This window comes from Streptomyces sp. NPDC001093 (assembly GCF_040298985.1).
GTDB lineage: Bacteria > Actinomycetota > Actinomycetes > Streptomycetales > Streptomycetaceae > Streptomyces.
This window is the reverse complement of record NZ_JBEPBF010000014.1, coordinates 96,802-114,773: the sequence shown is the minus strand read 5'-3', so window position 1 is coordinate 114,773 and position 17,972 is coordinate 96,802. Positions and strand designations below refer to the sequence as shown.

At 71.2% G+C, this 17,972-nt stretch carries 12 protein-coding genes; 3 read left to right on the top strand and 9 right to left on the bottom strand.

Going from position 1 to position 17,972, the window contains the following annotated elements:
- Positions 1 to 177 precede the first annotated feature (177 nt).
- Genes ABT288_RS10295 through ABT288_RS10285 form a run of 3 tightly spaced genes read right to left on the bottom strand, consistent with a single transcriptional unit; the run spans position 178 to position 3,894 of the window.
- A complete protein-coding gene (locus ABT288_RS10295; protein ID WP_351604733.1) occupies positions 178 to 1,113 on the bottom strand; it encodes a carbohydrate ABC transporter permease in 936 nt (311 codons plus the stop codon).
- On the bottom strand, positions 1,110 to 2,156 hold the full coding sequence (locus ABT288_RS10290) for an ABC transporter permease (protein WP_351604731.1): 1,047 nt from the start codon (positions 2,154 to 2,156) through the stop codon (positions 1,110 to 1,112). Before ABT288_RS10290 ends, ABT288_RS10295 begins: the two co-directional genes overlap by 4 nt.
- 28 nt (positions 2,157 to 2,184) lie before the next feature.
- Positions 2,185 to 3,894 (bottom strand): extracellular solute-binding protein, encoded by a 1,710-nt coding sequence (locus ABT288_RS10285; RefSeq protein ID WP_351604729.1) that lies wholly within the window; start codon positions 3,892 to 3,894, stop codon positions 2,185 to 2,187.
- 314 nt (positions 3,895 to 4,208) lie between these two features.
- Between ABT288_RS10285 and ABT288_RS10280 the strand changes: the two genes are divergently transcribed.
- A complete protein-coding gene (locus tag ABT288_RS10280; protein ID WP_351604742.1) occupies positions 4,209 to 7,031 on the top strand; it encodes a glycoside hydrolase family 3 C-terminal domain-containing protein in 2,823 nt (940 codons plus the stop codon).
- A 108-nt stretch (positions 7,032 to 7,139) separates the two neighbouring features.
- Here the strand turns inward: ABT288_RS10280 and ABT288_RS10275 are convergent, their stop codons facing one another.
- The 4 genes from ABT288_RS10275 to ABT288_RS10260 form a co-directional block, all read right to left on the bottom strand.
- The gene (locus ABT288_RS10275) at positions 7,140 to 8,501 is read right to left on the bottom strand and encodes a S53 family peptidase (RefSeq protein WP_351604727.1); all 1,362 of its coding nucleotides are present in this window, start codon (positions 8,499 to 8,501) and stop codon (positions 7,140 to 7,142) included.
- 210 nt (positions 8,502 to 8,711) lie between these two features.
- The gene (locus tag ABT288_RS10270; protein WP_351604725.1) at positions 8,712 to 10,157 is read right to left on the bottom strand and encodes an aldehyde dehydrogenase family protein; all 1,446 of its coding nucleotides are present in this window, start codon (positions 10,155 to 10,157) and stop codon (positions 8,712 to 8,714) included.
- A 134-nt stretch (positions 10,158 to 10,291) separates the two neighbouring features.
- A complete protein-coding gene (locus ABT288_RS10265) occupies positions 10,292 to 11,950 on the bottom strand; it encodes a PucR family transcriptional regulator (RefSeq protein ID WP_351604723.1) in 1,659 nt (552 codons plus the stop codon).
- A 214-nt stretch (positions 11,951 to 12,164) separates the two neighbouring features.
- Positions 12,165 to 14,291, bottom strand: coding sequence for an ATP-binding protein (locus tag ABT288_RS10260; protein WP_351604721.1), 2,127 nt, complete (start codon positions 14,289 to 14,291; stop codon positions 12,165 to 12,167).
- Between the two features lie 300 nt (positions 14,292 to 14,591).
- On the opposite strand from ABT288_RS10260, the gene gabT reads away from it, so the two are divergent.
- Positions 14,592 to 15,926, top strand: coding sequence for a 4-aminobutyrate--2-oxoglutarate transaminase (gabT, locus tag ABT288_RS10255; RefSeq protein ID WP_351604719.1), 1,335 nt, complete (start codon positions 14,592 to 14,594; stop codon positions 15,924 to 15,926).
- Between the two features lie 426 nt (positions 15,927 to 16,352).
- On the top strand, positions 16,353 to 17,045 hold the full coding sequence (locus ABT288_RS10250; protein WP_351604717.1) for a phosphatase PAP2 family protein: 693 nt from the start codon (positions 16,353 to 16,355) through the stop codon (positions 17,043 to 17,045).
- 14 nt (positions 17,046 to 17,059) lie between these two features.
- Here the strand turns inward: ABT288_RS10250 and ABT288_RS10245 are convergent, their stop codons facing one another.
- Positions 17,060 to 17,518: a hypothetical protein gene (locus ABT288_RS10245; RefSeq protein WP_351604715.1), complete on the bottom strand. Its 459-nt coding sequence runs from the start codon at positions 17,516 to 17,518 to the stop codon at positions 17,060 to 17,062.
- A gap of 144 nt (positions 17,519 to 17,662) precedes the next feature.
- Complete coding sequence (locus ABT288_RS10240; protein ID WP_351604713.1) at positions 17,663 to 17,947, bottom strand: hypothetical protein; 285 nt, start codon at positions 17,945 to 17,947, stop codon at positions 17,663 to 17,665.
- Positions 17,948 to 17,972 lie beyond the last annotated feature (25 nt).

Sequence of the window (17,972 nt, the reverse complement as noted above, 5' to 3'; positions counted from 1 at the left end):
TCCGGGGGGGGGGGGGGGGGGGGGGCCCACGGGGCGGGGGGGGGGGGGGGGGGGGGGGCCGCCGGCGGGCGCCGGCGCAGGCTGCGCGCCTCGAAGGGGCGCGGGGAACTGCGCGAGCGACCACGGCGGACCCGCAGTCGCCAACGAGACAGCCCGCCCCCGTTCAGAGGGCGCCGCTCACCCCTTCACCGCCCCCGTCAGCATCCCCTTCTTGAAGTGCTTCTGGACGAACGGTGACAGCACGGCGACCGGCAGCAGGGCCATCACCATGACCGCCATCTGCACCGCGAGACCCGACAGCTCGCCCGTCTTGATGGCCTGGCCCAGCCCCGTCGGTGCCTGCTGCTTCTGCACCAGCTGGATCATGACGTTCTGCAGCGGCATCTTGTTCTGGTCGTTCAAGTACAGGGACGCGTTGAACCACGCACTCCAGTACCCGACCGCGTAGAACAGCGTGATGACCGCCAGTACCGCCCTCGACAGCGGCATCACGATCTGCCACAGGATCCGGAAGTCCCCCGCGCCGTCGATGCGCGCGCTGTCGACGAGTTCCTGCGAGATGCCCATGAAGAAGCCCCGCAGGACGAGGATGTTGAAGACGCTCACCGCGCTCGGCAGGATCAGGGCCAGGTAGCTGTCCATCAGGCCCAGGGACTGCACCAGCAGGTACGTCGGGATCAGACCCGCGCTGAAGAACATCGTCGCCAGCAGCAGCATCAGGAACCAGCGGTGACCCAGGGAGCCGATGCGCGAGAGGCCGTAGGCACACAGGACGGACACCGTCATCGAGAACAGCGTGCCGACCAGGGTCACCAGGATGCTGATGACCGCCGCACGGGTGACCTGGCCGCCGCTCAGCAGCTCCCTGTACGCGACGAAGGTGATGCCCTTGGGGATCATGACCAGGCCGCCCGCCCGGTCGATCGTCCTCCGCGAGGACAGGCTGGTGACGACCACGATCCAGAGCGGGAAGAGGATGCCGAGGCAGGCCAGGGTGAGGACCAGGCCCTTGCTGGCCACCCCCGCCCTGCTCGGCTCCTCCTCCCACACCGGGCGCGGCGGCGCCGCCCCTCGCGGGGGTCTGCTCCTCGGCTCGTCGAGAACGGCCGTCATTTCCTGTACACCCCCTGCTCGCCCATGAGATGGGCCACCTTGTTCGCGGCGAGGACCAGTCCGAGGCTGACCACGCCCTTGATCAGGCCGGCGGCGGCCGCGTAGCCGAAGTCCTGGTTGCGGACGCCGTTCCACCAGACGAAGGTGTCGAGGACCTCCGCCGCGCCCGGCCCGACGGCGTCGCGCTGGAGCAGGATCTGCTCGAAGCCGACGGTCAGGGCGTCGCCCACCCGGAGGACCAGCAGCAGCGCGATCACCGGGCGCAGCGCGGGCAGCGTGACGTGCCACATGCGGCGCCAGCGGCCGGCGCCGTCCATCGCGGCGGCCTCGTACAGGTCGGGGCTCACCGAGGCCAGCGCGGCCAGGAAGATGATGATTCCCCAGCCCGCGTCCTTCCAGATGCCCTCCGCCGTGACGAGGAACTTGAAGGTGGACGGGTCGGTCATGATGTCCAGCCCGTTGTACCCGTGTTGGCGCAGGAGTTGCGACAAGACGCCCGCCCCGCCGAAGAGTTGCTGGAAGACGGAGATGACCAGTACCCAGGAGAAGAAGTGCGGGAGGTAGAGGACCGCCTGGGCGAACGCACGCACCCTCGGCCGTACCACGCTGTTGATGAGCAGCGCGAGCAGGATCGGGACGGGGAAGAACAGCACGAGCTGCAGGACGAACAGGACCACCGTATTCTGCACCGCGTTCCAGAAGGCCGAGTCGGCGAAGATCCGCTGGAAGTTCTCGAAGCCGACCCAGGGGCTGTGCAGCATCGAGACGATGCCGTTGTCGCTGATGTAGGGGTCGTAGTCCTGGAAGGCGACGATGTTGCCGAGGATCGGCAGGTAGTTGAAGAGCAGGAGCAGCAGGACGGCCGGCAGCGTCATCAGGATCAGGACGCGGTCGCGTCTGAATCTGAGGCGCAGGCCGAGCCTTCCGGTCCTCGCCCTCCTGCGGTTCTTCCGTGATCCGGTGGCGTCGCCGGAGGTCACCGGGGTCTTCCCCGGCCTGTCGTCTGCCTCGGCCCTGCTGCGAGGCACCGTGCTGTGGGACACGGCCTTCTCCTTGCCTCGGTGTCTCGCCTCAGCCGGCCGCGGGGCCGTTCTCGTCGAGGAGCTTCTTGTACCAGTCGCGCAGTTCGTCGCCGCCCTTGCTCTTCCAGTCGGAGACGGCCTGCTGCATGTCGCTGATCTTCTTGCGGCCGCGGGTGATGTCGTCCTCGAGCTGCTCGAAGTCGTTGCCGAGGTTGGTGTAGCGGGAGGGTTCGGTGATCATCTGGCCGTAGAAGCTGGACTTCCTGGTGAAGGCGCCCATCCGCTGCTGCCACTCGACCTGGGCCCTCGCGACGTCGGGGAAGTCGGGGTGGGCGATGGTGGCGGCGGGGCTCGCGACCATGACGTAGGCGTTGAGGACCTCGTTGTTGCCCTGGGTGGTCTTGACGGGCACGCCGTTCCTGACCGTGTAGTCGGCGCCCTGGACGCCGTAGTTGGTGAGCATGTACTCCTTGGTGCCGTACGGCGCGGCGGTGACGTCGGCGACGGCCAGAACGTCACGGATCACGGACTCGGAGGCCTTCTTGTTGACGAAGGCGAAGATGCCGGCCGGCTGTTCGGCCCACAGCCGCGGGCTGCCCCCGTCGTGGCCGAAGACGTCCATGCCCCAGATCTTGAACTGCGGGTTCTGGGTGGCCTGTTCGGCGGTGCGGCTCCACCACTGGCTGATGTTGTTGGGGTAGATCAGGAACTCGCCGGCGGCGAACTTGGGGCCCGGGTCGGGGGCGTTCTTGCCCATCATGGCGTCGGGGTGGACGTATCCGGCGGCGAACAGCTTGCGGGTCCACTCCAGCGCTTCGAGGTACTCCTCGGTCTCGATGCGGTTGATCAGCTTGCCGTCGACGAGGTTCCAGCCGAGCGGTTTCTCGCTGCCGGAGAGCACGCCGAAGGCCTGGAAGGCGGTCCACTTCATGTCCATGCAGGCCCAGCGCCTGGCCTTGGCGTTGGTGATCTCCTTGGCCAGGGACATGAACTCGTCCGCGGAGCGCGGGACCTGGTAGCCCTCCTTGTCGAAGACGTCCTTGCGGTAGAGGGGCACGATGCCGGTGACGTACGGGGAGGGCTGCGGCAGTCCGCGCAGCTTGCCGCCGATGATGCAGCGCTGCCAGGCGTCGGTCGGGATGGCGGCGAGGTTCGGGTAGTCCTTGACCTTGTCTCCCGACAGATACGGCCCGAGGTCGGCGAACTTGCTGATGATGGCGGTGGGGATCCTGCCGCCCATGTTCCAGCTCGGGACGACCACGACGTCCGGTACGTCGCTGGAGGCGAGGACCGCGCCGAGCTTCTGGTCGTAGGTGTTGCCGTCCTGGTTCTGCCAGACGACGTCGACGCCGATGAGGTCGTTCATCGCCCTGTAGTAGGCGTTGTCGCCCTTGGGCGGGGTGCCCCAGAACGGCGACATGACGGTGACCTTGCCGCCCTTGCCGAGCTTCTCGGGCACCGAGGTCTTCAGGGTCGCGAGGTCGAGCTTGCCGGTGAAGCCGATCGCCGAGCCGTTCTTCGCGGGGATGTCCGGGGTCACCACGTTGTTCGCCACGTAGGACGGCAGCAGGCTCTTCTCGCCCTTGCCGGCGGAGGAGCCTCCGCTCGACCCGCTGTCCGAACCTCCGCAGGCGGTGAGCATCGGCATCCCCCCGGCGACCGCCGCGGCGGCGACCGCGGTGGAGGCGAGGAAGCTCCTCCGGCTGGGGGAGCTTCTCCGGCTGGGCGCGGAGGATGCGGAGGCGGCGTTCGGCGTCATTGCGTCAACCCTTCATGGCACACCAGGACACCCGGCGGTGGCCGTCGGCTGCGGTGTCTCGAGTGGATCTGGCTGAGCGGAAGCGCGCTTCGACGAAGGCGGAAGCCGGTCGACATGAGGTGGCGAAGGCGTCGAAGCGCTTCGATGTTGCTGCGAGATTAAGTGAACACCCTGGGGCACACAAGGGTCGCTTCCAAGATTCCGCACGGGAACTTGACATCCGAGCCTCCGCCGATCGAGCATCGAAGCGCTTCGAAAGATCCTCGTCGCTCCGTTCGCAAGGGGAACCGCTCGTGACCGTTGACGTGCCGTCCATGCCGCCCTTCCGCGATCCACAGCTGCCGTTCGCGAAGCGCATCGACGACCTGCTGGCACGGCTCACGCTGGACGAGAAGACCGCCTTCCTGCACCAGTTCGCGCCCGCCGTGGAGCGCCTGGGCATCGCCGCCTTCCGCACCGGCCAGGAGGCGCTGCACGGCGTCGCCTGGATGGGGCCGGCCACGGTGTTCCCGCAGGCCGTGGGGCTGGGCGCGACCTGGAACCCGGAGCTGGTGCGGCGGGTCGGCGAGGCGGTGTCCAAGGAGGTGCGCGCGATGCGGGCCCGGGACGACCGGGTCGGCCTCAACGTCTGGTCGCCGACGGTCAACCTGCTCCGGCATCCGCTGTGGGGCCGTAACGAGGAGGGCTACTCGGAGGATCCCGAGCTGACCTCGGCGATCGCCACGGCGTACACGCGCGGCCTGCGCGGTGACCATCCGGTGTACTGGCGCACGGCCCCCGTCCTCAAGCACTGGCTGGCCCACAACAACGAGACCGACCGGGCCACGTCGAACGCCTCCGTCCGGCCGCGCGTGCTGCACGAGTACGATCTGCGCGCCTTCCGGGAGACCGTGGAGGCCGGTGCGGTGGCCGGGGTGATGCCGGCCTACAACCTGGTCAACGGCCGCCCCAACCACCTCTCCCCCTACCTGCGCTCCGAGCTGCGCACCTGGACCGACGACGACCTGCTGGTCTGCTCGGACGCGGGCGCGCCCTCCAACCTGGTGGACGCCGAGCACTACTTCGACACCCACGAGGAGGCCACCGCCGCCGCCCTGCTGGCCGGCGTGGACAGCTTCACCGACCACGGGACGGACAGCTCGCAGATCGTCGGACGGGTCGGAAAGGCTTACGCGCAGGGCTTGTTGACGGAGGCCGACATCGACACCGCGGTACGCCGCCAGCTCTCCGTCCGGTTCCGGCTCGGCGAGTTCGACCCGCACTACGACCCGCACGCCGGCACCGGCGAGTTCGACACCCCGGCACACCGGGCGCTCGCCCGGGAGGCCGCCGAGCAGGCGATCGTGCTGCTGAAGAACGACGACGACCTGCTCCCGCTCGCGCCCGGCACCCGGATCGCGGTGGTCGGCCTGCTCGCCGACGAGTGCAAGCTCGACTGGTACAGCGGCAGCCTGCTGCACCGCTCCACTCCCCTGGAGGGCCTGTACGAGCGGTTCGGTGCGGACCGGGTGGAGTTCGCGGAGGGCGTGGACCGCGTCCGGCTGCGCACCGCCGCCGGTGCCTTCCTGCACGTGCCGGCCGCGGACGCGCCGGAGGAGGTGCGCGGCGCCGAGGGCGCCCTGGACCCGGCCCTGCTGCGTGGCCGTACCGATCTGCCGCCGCTCACCGTGGACCCCGTCGGCACCGAGTTCGCGCTGGTGGACTGGGGCGAGGGCGTGCTGACGCTGCGCGCGCCCGACGGCCGGTATCTCTCGGTCGCCGAGGACGGCTTCCTGCGCGCCGCCGCCGACCAGCCGGGCGGCTGGGTGGTCCAGGAGACCTTCCGCCTCGCACCGCACCGCAGCGGTCACCTCCTCACGCACCTGGGCACGGGTCGTCAGGTGCGGGTCGCCGCCGACGGCGTGAAGGTTGCCGGGGCCGAGGATTCCGGCGACGTCTTCGAGGTGATCACGGTCGAACGGGGCGAGGAGGCCGTGGCCCGGGCGGCCGGGCAGGCGGACGTGGTCGTGGTGGTCGCGGGCAACGACCCGCACATAGGCGGCCGTGAGACCGAGGACCGTACGACCCTCCGGCTGCCCGCGCACCAGCAGCAGCTGCTGGGCGCGGCCCGGGCCGCGAACCCGCACACCGTACTGGTGCTGACCTCGGCCTATCCGTACGCGGTGGACGTGGCACGGCTGCCGGCGGTGCTGTGGAGCGCGCACGGCGGCCAGGCGGCGGGCACGGCCCTCGCCCGCACCCTGGCCGGTGACGTCTCCCCGGCCGGCCGTCTCCCCCAGACCTGGTACGCCTCCGACGCCGACCTGCCCGGCCTGCTCGACTACGACATCATCGGCAGCCGGCAGACCTACCTCTACTTCGAGGGCACCCCGCTCTTCCCCTTCGGCCACGGCCTGTCGTACGCGTCCTTCGCCTACGCCGGCCTGGCGGCCCGTGCCGAGGACGGCTCGGTGCGTGTCTCGTGCGCGGTGACGAACACCGGGGACCGGGTGGCGGACGAGGTGGTGCAGCTCTACGGCCGGGCCGTGGACCCGTCGGTGGCCCGCCCGCGCCGCGAGCTCCTGGCCCACCGCCGTGTCACCCTCGCCCCCGGCGAGACGGCCCCCCTCTCCTTCGAAGTCCCGCTGACCGCCCTGGAGTTCTGGGACGCGGCACAGGGCCGCCGACGGCTGGAGAGAGGGCCGTACGACCTGTTGCTCGGCGCGTCCAGCGAGGACATCCGCCTGCGCACGACCGTGCACCTCGACGGCACGCCCCCGGCCCCGCGCGCCGCCCGGCAACGCGGCCTGCCGGCGGCCGACTTCGACGAGCAGTGCGGCGCGGCCGTCGTGGACCGGACGAGGACGGCGGGCGACGCGGTGACACCGGCGCACGGCGGCACGGCCGAACTCCTCTTCCGTGCCTGCGACTTCGGTACGGGGGTGCGCGAGGTGACGGCACAGGTGGCGGGCGAGGGCGCACTGGAGGTGTCCCTGGACGGCGGCCCGGTGCGGGCCGTGCTGACCCTGGACACCCCCACGGCCGACTGCTACGCCTACACGACCCTGGCCGTCGCGCTGGTCGTCGACGGCGTGCACGACGTCCGCCTCAGGCTGCGCGGCCCGCTGCGGCTCGCGCACGTCGGCTTCTCCGGTTGAGGGTCCGGATCAGCCGACGACGGGAAGGGGCCCGACACCGAAAGGCAGCGGTGCCGGGCCCCTTCTGCAGGACGGGCAGCGCCCTGCAGAGCCTGAAAGCGGTGACCGTCAGTGGTTCCTGGCCAGGGCGGACACGAACCGCAGGGCGTCGAGCGTGCCCACGCCGGTGGCCATGTCGTAGCCGTTGACGGCCTTGTAGCCCGTGACGCCCTGGTAGCTGTTGTCGGTGCCGTCGTTGACGTCGACGATGCCCGGGTTCTTCTGCTTCAGCAGGGTGTAGAGCGCCGGGTTGAGGTCGCCCAGGCGGTGGCCGGCCGCCTGGTCGGCGAGGGCGACGATGCCCGAGAACAGCGGGCTGGCCTCGCTGGTGCCGCCGGAGACGTCCCAGCCGGTGGCGGTCGGGTCGTAGCTGGAGTACACCCAGGCACCGCCGTTGACCGCGGCGGCCATCGAGATGTCCGGGGTGCCACGGCGGGTGCCGACGACGTTCTTCACACCGTCCTGGAAGGACGGGCGGTTGAACACGTGGGACTGGCCGCCGCCGCCCGCGCCGTTGTCGTTGTAGACGCTGTCCGGCTTGACGCGCCGGCCCTTGTCGTTCAGGTGGAGCTGGGTGCCGCCGATGGAGGTGACCAACGGGTCGGAGGACGGCCAGGAGTTGACGCGGTACTTGTAGAACGTCTTGCCGTCCGCCATGGCGTCGGTGGCGCCGCCGTCACCGGAGGAGCCGAGCACGGTCACGTGCTTGCGCTGCGCGTCCTCGTAGGCGTACCGCAGCTTCTTGATGCTGGAGAAATCGCCCTTGTCGAAGCCCGGGAAGGTGTTCTCGGTGGCGCCGAAGCTCTGGCTGATGACGTCGCCGACCCCGTGGTCGATCATGTACTTCTCGGCGGACATCATCTCCGGCAGACCGGTGGTGCCCTCGGTCTCGGCGACCGCCGTCTCCACGAGGACGATCTTGGCGTCGGGCGCGACGGCGTGGGCCATCTCGACGTCCAGCGAGGTCTCGCCGGCCCAGCCGGTCATGTCGGGGTTCTTGGGGTCGAACTTCGGGACGTGACCCCACTTGACGACGTTGACCTTGGTGCTGGGCAGCCCGAACTGCTTGCTGTAGACGTCCAGATCGTGCTGGACGGTCGGGGACCCGAAGGAGTCGACGATGACGATCGTACGGCCCTTGCCCGTGATGCCCTTCTTGTACAGCGGGTTCAGGTTGTACGCGGTGCGGTACTGCAGCGGGTTGTAGCAGTTGATGTGCCATTTGGCCTGGCACTGGGCGGTGGGAAGGGGGCTGGCCACGCCGTGGACCAGGTTGTGCCCCGCGATGGCCGGCTGCGCGAAGGTGTGCGGTACGCCGGCGGGCGCGGCGCTGGTGGCGCCGGCCGAGGAGATGGTCGCCAGTCCTGCGGCGACGAGTGCGGCAGTGGCGGCGGAAGCCGCGAGGCCGCGCCCGGTACGGGCTATGCGCATGTGTTCCCCTGACAAATCCCTGAGACGTCCTGAGTCGGACGAACTGGTCAGGCGCATCCCATCGGGAGAGTCATGGACAGAACAAGACACACAGCAGGACTCTTGAACAGCCGATGCCGAATCCTTTACTCAGAGGCAGGAAACGACAGCGGCCGGTGCCCCCGCACAGTGGGCACCGGCCGCTGCCGTTTCCGACCTGTCCGTGGCAGGTCAGAGCGCGAGACCGGTCAGGACCAGCACGCGCTCGTAGGTGTAGTCCTCCATCGCGAACCGCACGCCTTCGCGGCCCACACCGGACTGCTTGGCGCCGCCGTACGGCATCTGGTCGGCGCGGTAGGACGGGACGTCGCCGATCACCACGCCGCCGACCTCGAGGGCGCGGTGGGCGCGGAAGGCGACCTGCAGGTCGTGGGTGAACACGCCTGCCTGGAGGCCGTACTTGGAGTTGTTGACCGCCGCGAAGGCTTCCGCCTCGCCGTCCACCTTCTGCACGGTGAGGACCGGTCCGAAGACCTCCTCGCAGGCGAGGGTGACGTCCGCCGGTACGTCGGTGAGGACGGTCGGCGCGTAGGAGGCGCCGTCGCGGTCGCCGCCGGTGAGCAGCGTGGCGCCGGCCTCGACCGCCTCCTTCACCCAGGACTCCACGCGCTTGGCGGCGTCCTCGCTGACCAGCGGGCCGACGTCCGTCTTGGCGTCGGACGGGTCACCGGTGACCTGGGCCTCCACGGCGGCGACGATGCGCGGCAGCAGGCGGTCGTGGACGGAGGCGTCCACGATCACGCGCTGCACGGAGATGCAGGACTGGCCGCCCTGGTAGTTGGAGAAGGTCGCGATGCGGGTCGCGGCCCAGTCCAGGTCGGCGTCGCTCGCGTAGTCGGCGAGGACCACGGCCGCGCCGTTGCCGCCCAGCTCCAGCGTGCAGTGCTTGCGCGGCACCGAGTCCATGATCGCGTAACCGACCTTGTCGGAACCGGTGAAGGAGATCACCGGCAGGCGCTCGTCCTGGACCAGGGCGGGCATGCGGTCGTTCGGGACCGGCAGGACCGACCAGGAGCCGGCCGGCAGGTCGGTCTCGGCCAGCAGCTCGCCGAGGATCAGACCGGACAGCGGGGTGGCGGGGGCCGGCTTGAGGACGATGGGCGCACCGACGGCGATCGCGGGGGCGACCTTGTGGGCGCACAGGTTCAGCGGGAAGTTGAACGGCGCGATGCCGAGCACGACACCCTTCGGGAAGCGGCGGGTGAGCGCCAGCCGGCCCTGGCCGCCGGCGTCGGTGTCGAGCCGCTGGGCCTCGCCGCCGTTGAACCGGCGGGCCTCCTCGGCGGCGAACCGGAACACGGAGACGGCACGGCCGACCTCGCCCCGGGCCCACTTGATGGGCTTGCCGTTCTCGGCGGAGATCAGCTGGGCGATCTCCTCGGTGCGCTCGACCAGCCGCTTGCTGACGTGGTCGAGGGCGGCGGCGCGCACGTGCGCCGGGGTGGCGGCGAACTCGTCCCGCACGGCGTACGCGGCGGCCACGGCCTCCTCGACCTGGGCGTCGGTCGGCACGCCGACCCTGCCGACGAGCCGGCCGTCCCACGGCGAGGTGACGTCGAAGGTGTCCTCGCCGGTGACCTGGCGGCCGGCGAGCCAGAAGGCGTGGATGGAAGTCATGTGCGAGTCCCGGCCCTTCCGCGTTGGGGGTGTGCTTGGCTTTCGTGGTCAACGGTAGGGCGGGGGTGGCCGGGGGTCGCTTGTCCGAGTCGTAGCAGTAGGCAGCCCCGGCACTACTGTTTGGACTACTTGGACTACTCGGCGCTGGTGGCCTTCAGGGCGAGCCACAGCTCCATCCGGACGTCGGGATCGTCCAGGGACCGCCCGAGGATCTCCTCGACCCGCCGCATCCGGTACCGCAGCGTGTGCCGGTGCACGCCCAGGTCCGCCGCGGCCGCGTCCCACTGCCCGTGCCGCGACAGCCACGCCCGCAGCGAGGCGACCAGATCCCCCCGCCCCGTCGCGTCGTGCTCGTGCAGCGCCCGCAGCAACCCGTCCGCGAACGCCTTCACCGCGTCGTCGGCCAGCAGCGGCAGCACGGACCCCGCGGCCAGCTGCTCGTGCTCCACCAGCACCCGCCCCCGTCGCCGTGCCACCGACAGCGCCTGCTCGGCCTGCTTGTAGGCCGCCGCGGCGGCGATCGGCCCGGCCGGCGCGGACAGCCCGACGACCAGCTCCTCCTCGTCACCCCCGGTCCGCTCCGGCACCGCCCGCGCCGCCTCCAGCGCCGCCGCGTGACTCGTGCAGGCGGCCACCGCCGCGCCCCCGTCGGCGGCGAGCACCACCAGGCGCTCCCCCTCGGGCACGACCAGCACGGCCTCCCCGGAGCGGGCGGCGGCCGACTCGAGGCTCTCCGCCAGGCCGCCCAGCGGATCACCGCTCACCTCGCCGGTGGCAGGCACGGCGCCACCGGCACCCGGCCCACGCACGTGACCGTGGGCGTCCGCGTGCGCCCGAGCAGCGGATCCGGACGCCGACTCGGCGACGATCATCCGGAACGGCGCGTCGAGCAGCCCGCCGTACAGGTCCCCGGCGACGGCCCGGGCGTGGTCGGGCTCACCGGCGAGGAGCATGCGCAGCACGGCCGTGCCGACGCGCTGTTCGGCCGCCTGCAGGGAACGGGAGCGTTCGGTGGTGAGGGTGAGCAGGGCGATGGCGGAGTGCACGGCGTACCGCTCGGCGGTGCCGAGGGCGGCGGCGGTGCCGACGGCGAGTGCGGCGCGCGGCCGCCGCCCGGTCCCCAGGGAGTGCAGCTCGACCCGGTCCTCGTGCTCGGGCCCGCCGACGACGGACGAGGCCGGCGCGGGCCGCCCCCGCAGCCGCTCGATCTCGGCGGTCAGCCGGGCGGCACGCCGGCCGGCCCACTCGGGAGCGGCGGCGACGACGGCGCCGGAGGCGTCGTAGAGCGCGGCCCACCCGTCGACCTGTCCGGCGAGCGCGCCGAGCAGCCCCTCGGGCCCGGCGTTCAGCGCCTGCTTGGTCAGCTCGCGCTGGGCGGCGAACCCCGCGGTGACGGCCCGGTACTGGTCGGCGGCGATGGCGGCGGACACGGCCTTGCTGATGGCGAGGAAGGGGGTGCGGCGGGGCACCTCCAGCAGCGGCAGCCCCTCCTGCCGGCAGGCGTCGACGAGGGCCGCCGGGATGTGTTCGTAGTTGACCCCCACGGCGAACCCGAGCCCGACGACGCCGGCGCCGGCCAGCCGCTTCACATACCGCCGCATGGCCTCGGGGTCCTCGGCGTCCAGCTTGAGCGCGGTGATCAGCAGCAGCTCACCACCCTCCATGTACGGCACGGGGTCGGCCAGCTCACTGACGTGGGCCCAGCGGACGGGCACGTCGAGGCGGTCCTCGCCCGCGCGCACGGTCAGCTTCAGCGCGGAGTGGTGGACGAGCGAGGCGAGGGTCGGGGGCATGAGGCCTTCAGTCGACGGCAGATCGAACGTTCAGATGATGGATCTTCCGAATGGACCTGTTGAACGAACCCTCCGGACGGGTCCTTTGGACAGATCCTTCGGACAGATCCATCGCACGGATCCTTTGGACGGACCCTCTGGACACATCCTTTGGCCGAACCGTACGAACGGCCTACACCGATTCTGCCTCACCGTACGGTCCCCCGCCGCCTTCTCACCCCCGCAGATCCACCAGCAACGGCGGCGCGTGCTCCCCCCGCACACTCGTCAACGACAACACCGCATGCCCCGCCGGCACCCCATGAGCCAACTCGGACGCAGACCACCGCTCACGCTCCACCTGACGGACGGTGACGGCACGGGCGGTGGGGGCCTGTCCTGTGATGACCCGGCGCAGGATGTGCACGGCCTTGCCGGCCGGGGTCTCGGCGATGATCTGGCGATCGGTGACGTCCCGGGTCTCGATCCACTCCTTGCCCCACACTTCGGCGAAGTCCTGCCCGTCCCAGGGGGTGACCCCGGACAGTGCCATCCGGCAGCCGGTGGTGCCGAGCAGCGGACTGCGCAGCGGCCGGGGTACGTCGTCCAGGGTGCGCAGGGTGAGCACCGCGCCGGCTCCCGCCGAGCGGAGGCGCTGGATGCCGCGAACCGCCTCCGGGGTGATGACGCCGGAGGCGTCGTCGAGGATCAGGCAGGCGAAGAGCGACCGGTCCTCCCGTACGGTCACGGCTGCCGTGAACTGGGCAAGCACCAGCCGGGCCAGGATCCGGGAGGCGTCGGCGTGCCCGCGCTGGGGCAGGTCGATGCGGACGCGCACCGGATGGTCGAGGGCCTTGAGCGAGAACGGCCGGGCCTGGTCGGAGGTGTTGAAGAAGCCGGCGAAGGCAGGCCGGTCGAGCAGCGCGATCCGGTCGGCGAGCACGGTGCCGACATCGCCCGGGTGGGTCATCTGGCGTTCGCGGGCGTCGAGTTCCCGCAGCAGCCCGTCCTGTCCGGTGTCCGTCAACGCCTTGCGCAGCGCCGCGAGCGGGCCGGGAACACCGTCGAGGAGCTGGCGCAGCTCGGGCACGGACGGGAAGCGGTCGTGGACGGCACGGAAGGGACCGAGCAGCTGGGCGAGAACCGTGGTCGAGCGGCGGCTGTCGCTGCCCGGGTGCGCATCGGCGAGGTCGCCTGCGAGGGCCTCAGCGAGTATGGCAGCCGCCTCGTCGGGGTCGGTGGTGCCGCCGTACAGGTCGAGGTCGTAGACGGACTCCGGGTGACCGACGCGTACGACGACGTCGTAGGCCTCGGCCGGGCCGAGGCCGGCGCCCGCCGCGCCGACGACCACGACGGAGGCGCGCCCGGCGAGGGCGTGCAGGCACAGGGACTCGGCGAGTGGCCGTACCACCGCGCCGGTCTTCCCCGAGCCGGACGGGCCTACGACGAGCAGCGAGGTACCGAGCAGGCCGGGGTCGAGGCCGAGGCCCGCGCCGCGGTAGTGGTAGGGGTTGCGGGGGTCGTCGACGGTGGTGCCGAGCCGGACCTGGCCGGTGATCAGGTCGTGGCGCGCGTGCCGCACGGGCAGGTCGCGTTCGCCGGAGGGGTGCAGGCAGGCGGCGGAGCCGTCCGTGAGCACGGCGCCGGTGAAGGTGGCCAGCGTGTGCCGTCCCGACCGCACCCCCTGCCAGGCCCGGCTGATCCGCGCGTGATCGACGTCCCGCATGAGCCCGGCCTTCGCCTCGGCGGCGAGCCGATCGGCGGCCTCGTGGGCACCGGCGCGGCGCAGGTGGGGCCATTCGGCCGGGTCCTGCTCGGGCGCGGGCGGGCGCTCGGCCACCGGCAGGGCCGGACGCCAGGCCGGCGGGCCGTAGCGGCGCCAGACCTCGCCCCAGCGGCCGATACGGCCGACGATGAGCAGAATGGCAAGCACGATGACGGTGTAGTAGCCGTACCAGAGGAAGGCCCGCGACACATTGCTGTCGCTGTTGCGCCAGGAGTCGGGGACGAGCAGTTCGAGCGGCAGCACCCACCAGCTGCCGAGATAGCCGTTCCACAGCAGCGACCAGACCAGCCAGCCGACGAGAAAGGCGATGAGAGCGCCGCTGATCAGCTGCCGGGCCGGGGTCTGCTCCGGCTCCTGCTCGGGCCGGGGCCGGTGTCCGAGGCGCCACACGCCGGGTGCCGCCTCCGGGCGGGGTGTGCGAAGCCAGGTCAGGAAAGCGGAGCCGTCCGGTGCCGGCGGCACACTGGGAGGTACTGCCGGCATGGGTGGTACGGCTGCTTGCTCGCGTGGTACCGCTGGGCGAGGTACAGGATTCGCATGCGTGCCGCGTGCGTCGCGCGTGCCGTCGCCGTCCATCGCCCTTGCCCCCTGACCAGCCGTTCCGTCCACCGTCAGCGAGCAATCTAACGCCCCGGCAGGGGGAGTTCACCGCATACGCGGCCGAGAGCGCCCGCCTTCTGGGCGTACCCCGGCCACTCGGCTATGTCCATGACGGACAACCGGGGTGACCGACAACGCCCACATGGAGCATGCCCACCCCCCACCCCCGGCCCTAGCCTGCGAAGAAAGATAGGTATGCGGCCGAAAACGCACCGCCCGGAATCGTCCGGGACGCCAGATCAGACCGCCCGGTACGCAAGATCATCAGGAGCCCCCATGACCGCACTTCCGCAGGAGCGCCGCGTCGTCACCGCCATCCCCGGCCCGAAGTCGCAGGAGCTGCAGGCCCGCCGTACCGCCGCGGTCGCGCAGGGCGTGGGCTCCGTGCTGCCGGTCTTCACCACGCGCGCCGGTGGCGGGATCATCGAGGACGTCGACGGCAACCGGCTCATCGACTTCGGGTCCGGTATCGCCGTGACCTCCGTCGGTGCCTCCGCCGAGGCCGTCGTACGGCGCGCGAGCGCCCAGCTCGCCGACTTCACCCACACCTGTTTCATGGTCACCCCGTACGAGGGCTATGTGGAGGTCGCGGAGGCGCTCGCCGAGCTGACGCCCGGTGACCACGCCAAGAAGTCCGCGCTGTTCAACTCGGGCGCCGAGGCCGTCGAGAACGCCGTCAAGATCGCGCGTGCGTACACCAAGCGGCAGGCCGTCGTGGTGTTCGACCACGGGTACCACGGGCGGACCAACCTGACCATGGCGCTGACGGCGAAGAACATGCCGTACAAGCACGGGTTCGGGCCGTTCGCCCCCGAGGTGTACCGGGTGCCGGTGGCGTACGCCTACCGCTGGCCGACCGGGCCGGAGAACGCCGGTCCCGAGGCCGCCGCGCAGGCCATCGACCAGATCACCAAGCAGGTCGGCCCGGACAACGTGGCCGCGATCATCATCGAGCCCGTGCTCGGCGAGGGCGGCTTCATCGAGCCCGCGAAGGGCTTCCTGCCGGCCATTCGGCAGTTCGCCTCCGACAACGGGATCGTCTTCGTCGCCGACGAGATCCAGAGCGGCTTCTGCCGGACCGGGCAGTGGTTCGCGTGCGAGGACGAGGGGATCGTCCCGGATCTCATCACCACCGCCAAGGGCATCGCCGGTGGGCTTCCGCTCGCCGCCGTCACCGGGCGTGCGGAGATCATGGACGCCGCGCACGCCGGTGGGCTGGGTGGTACGTACGGCGGCAACCCCGTCGCCTGTGCGGGTGCCCTCGGTGCCATCGAGACCATGAAGGAGCTCGACCTCAACGGCAAGGCCAAGCGCATCGAGGAGATCATGAAGGGTCGCCTCACCGCCATGGCCGAGAAGTTCGACATCATCGGTGACGTGCGTGGGCGCGGCGCGATGATCGCGATCGAGCTCGTGAAGGACCGCACCACCAAGCAGCCGAACCCGGAGGCCACCGCCGCGCTCGCCAAGGCCTGCCACGCCGAGGGCCTGCTGGTCCTGACCTGCGGCACCTACGGCAACGTGCTGCGCTTCCTGCCCCCGCTGGTGATCGGCGAGGACCTGCTGAACGAGGGCCTCGACATCATCGAGCAGGCCTTCGCGCGCATCTGAGCGACTGCTCCGCACCTGTGAACGGTGCCTGCGGCAGGCCGTGTGAAGAAGGTGTGCGAGGTGGATGGCGGGAGCCGATTCCGTCTGCCCAAGCGGCCCGGCCTGCCGTAGGTTCTACCCAGATGAGAGATACACCCCGCCCACAGGGGACTGTGGGCGATTTCAGGCCGGGGCCTCCCCAGCTTCGACCTGGTCGTGCCCTCGCGCACACAACAACCGGCGCCTGACGGCTCCGGGATCTCCTCACCGATCGGACGGTCGCCGCCCCAAACCCCCCGGGGCGCGCGACGTTCCGATCCGATCGGCCGCCTCGGAACTACCCCCCCTGTTCCGGGGCGGCCGACCTCCTTCTCCTCACCTCGCGGGTTTCCCGGACATGGCCCGACGATTCGTTCCGGGCCGAACGGACCTGCGAAGCTGGGCACCGTGTCGACCTCAGCCCGCCACTGTGTGCTCCTCGGTCTCCCGGCCGGACTCTTCGCCGTGATCACCTGGCAGGTCGTGACCCACGGCCCGCTGCTGCGCCTGGACTCCCGCCTCAGCCGGGACCTGGTCCATCGGGACGGATTCGGCGCGTACCTCTCCGATCTCGGCAACATCCAGGTCGCCGTCCCGGTGCTCGCCGCGGCCCTGCTCCACGTCCTCTGGCGGGGACGGTCCAGCGGTACGAAACGGTGGTGGCTGCCCCCCGCCGCCGCGGCCGTACTCATGGCGCTGGTCCCGGCGATCGTCGTACCGCTCAAGGACTGGACCGCACGGCCGGGGACCCCCGTGGCGCCTCCGGCCGTCGGCTATTTCCCCTCCGGGCACACGGCCACCGCGGCCATCGCCTACGGCTCCGCGACGCTGCTTCTGCTGCCCTGGCTGCGCTCCACGGCCGCCCGCCGGAGCCTGGTCGCCGTGTGCGCGGCCCTGGTGCTCGGAGTGTCGTACGGCCTGGTCCGGTACGGCTGGCACTGGCCGCTGGACGTGGTGGCCAGCTGGTGCCTGTGCACCGTGCTGCTGACCGCCCTGTCCCTGGTGCCGGGCGTCCTGAAGCACCCGGGCGGCTCGACGAAGCCAGGCCTCTCGAAGAAGCCGGGCACCTTGAGGAAGGAAGGGGCGCGGGGCTCCGTCTGAGTCTCCTGCGGGGGCTATCGTTCCCCGTCCCCTCCCCCGGCCAGCCGCGCCGCCGCCTCGTGCATCGCCAGCTCCAGCAGCGCGGGGTCGGTCAGCGTGCCCGAGCCGTCCGGCGGCACCAGCCAGCGCACGCCCCGGGTCGCCCGGCCCGGATACGGCACGACGATCCAGGTGCCGTATCCGGCGGTGCGGACGCCGGTGCCGACCCAGCGGGCCGCGGTGCCCGGTGGCACGAAGAACCCGACCCGGTCGTCGCCGAAGTCGACGAGTACCGGGCCGGGCCGGTCGAGCACGCGGATGAGCACGTCCAGGGTCGGGTAACCGAGGTCACCCGGCAGGATCAGTACGTCCCAGGCCCGGCCGGCGGGCAGCAGCGCGACCCCGAGGGGACTGCGCTCCCATTCCCAGCGGCAGGCTTCGGGGTCCGGTGCGACGGATGCCAGCCATTCGGCCGCCGTCTTCGCCCCAGTCATCGTCAAGGCCTCCCTCTCTCGCCCGACCGTCCGGAGCGGTCGCGTCAGGAGGAGAGAGGGAGGCCTTCCGGGGGGCATTACGCGGGTTCCGCACCCCCATCGAGGTGATCTGGGTCACACTTCGGCGCCGGCCGGGGGCGACGGCTAGTCGTAGTACCAGTACCAGTCGTCGCAGTGGTGGTGATGGTGGTCCCAGTCGTCATGGCCGTCGTGGTTCCAGTAGTCCCCGTCGTGGTGGTCGTGGCGGGGAGCCATGGTCACCACGGACGTCTGGTGCATCGGCGCCGCCGTGGCGGCCGCCGCCGGCAGCATGACACCCCCGGCGACGACGACGGCGGAGGCCACCGCCGTCGCCAGGCCCAGGCGGCGCTGGGGACGAGTGGCGTCGTGCTTGCGGCTGAAGCGGTTGAAGCGGTCGATGAGGGTCATGATCTTCTCCTGCCGATCCGGGGTG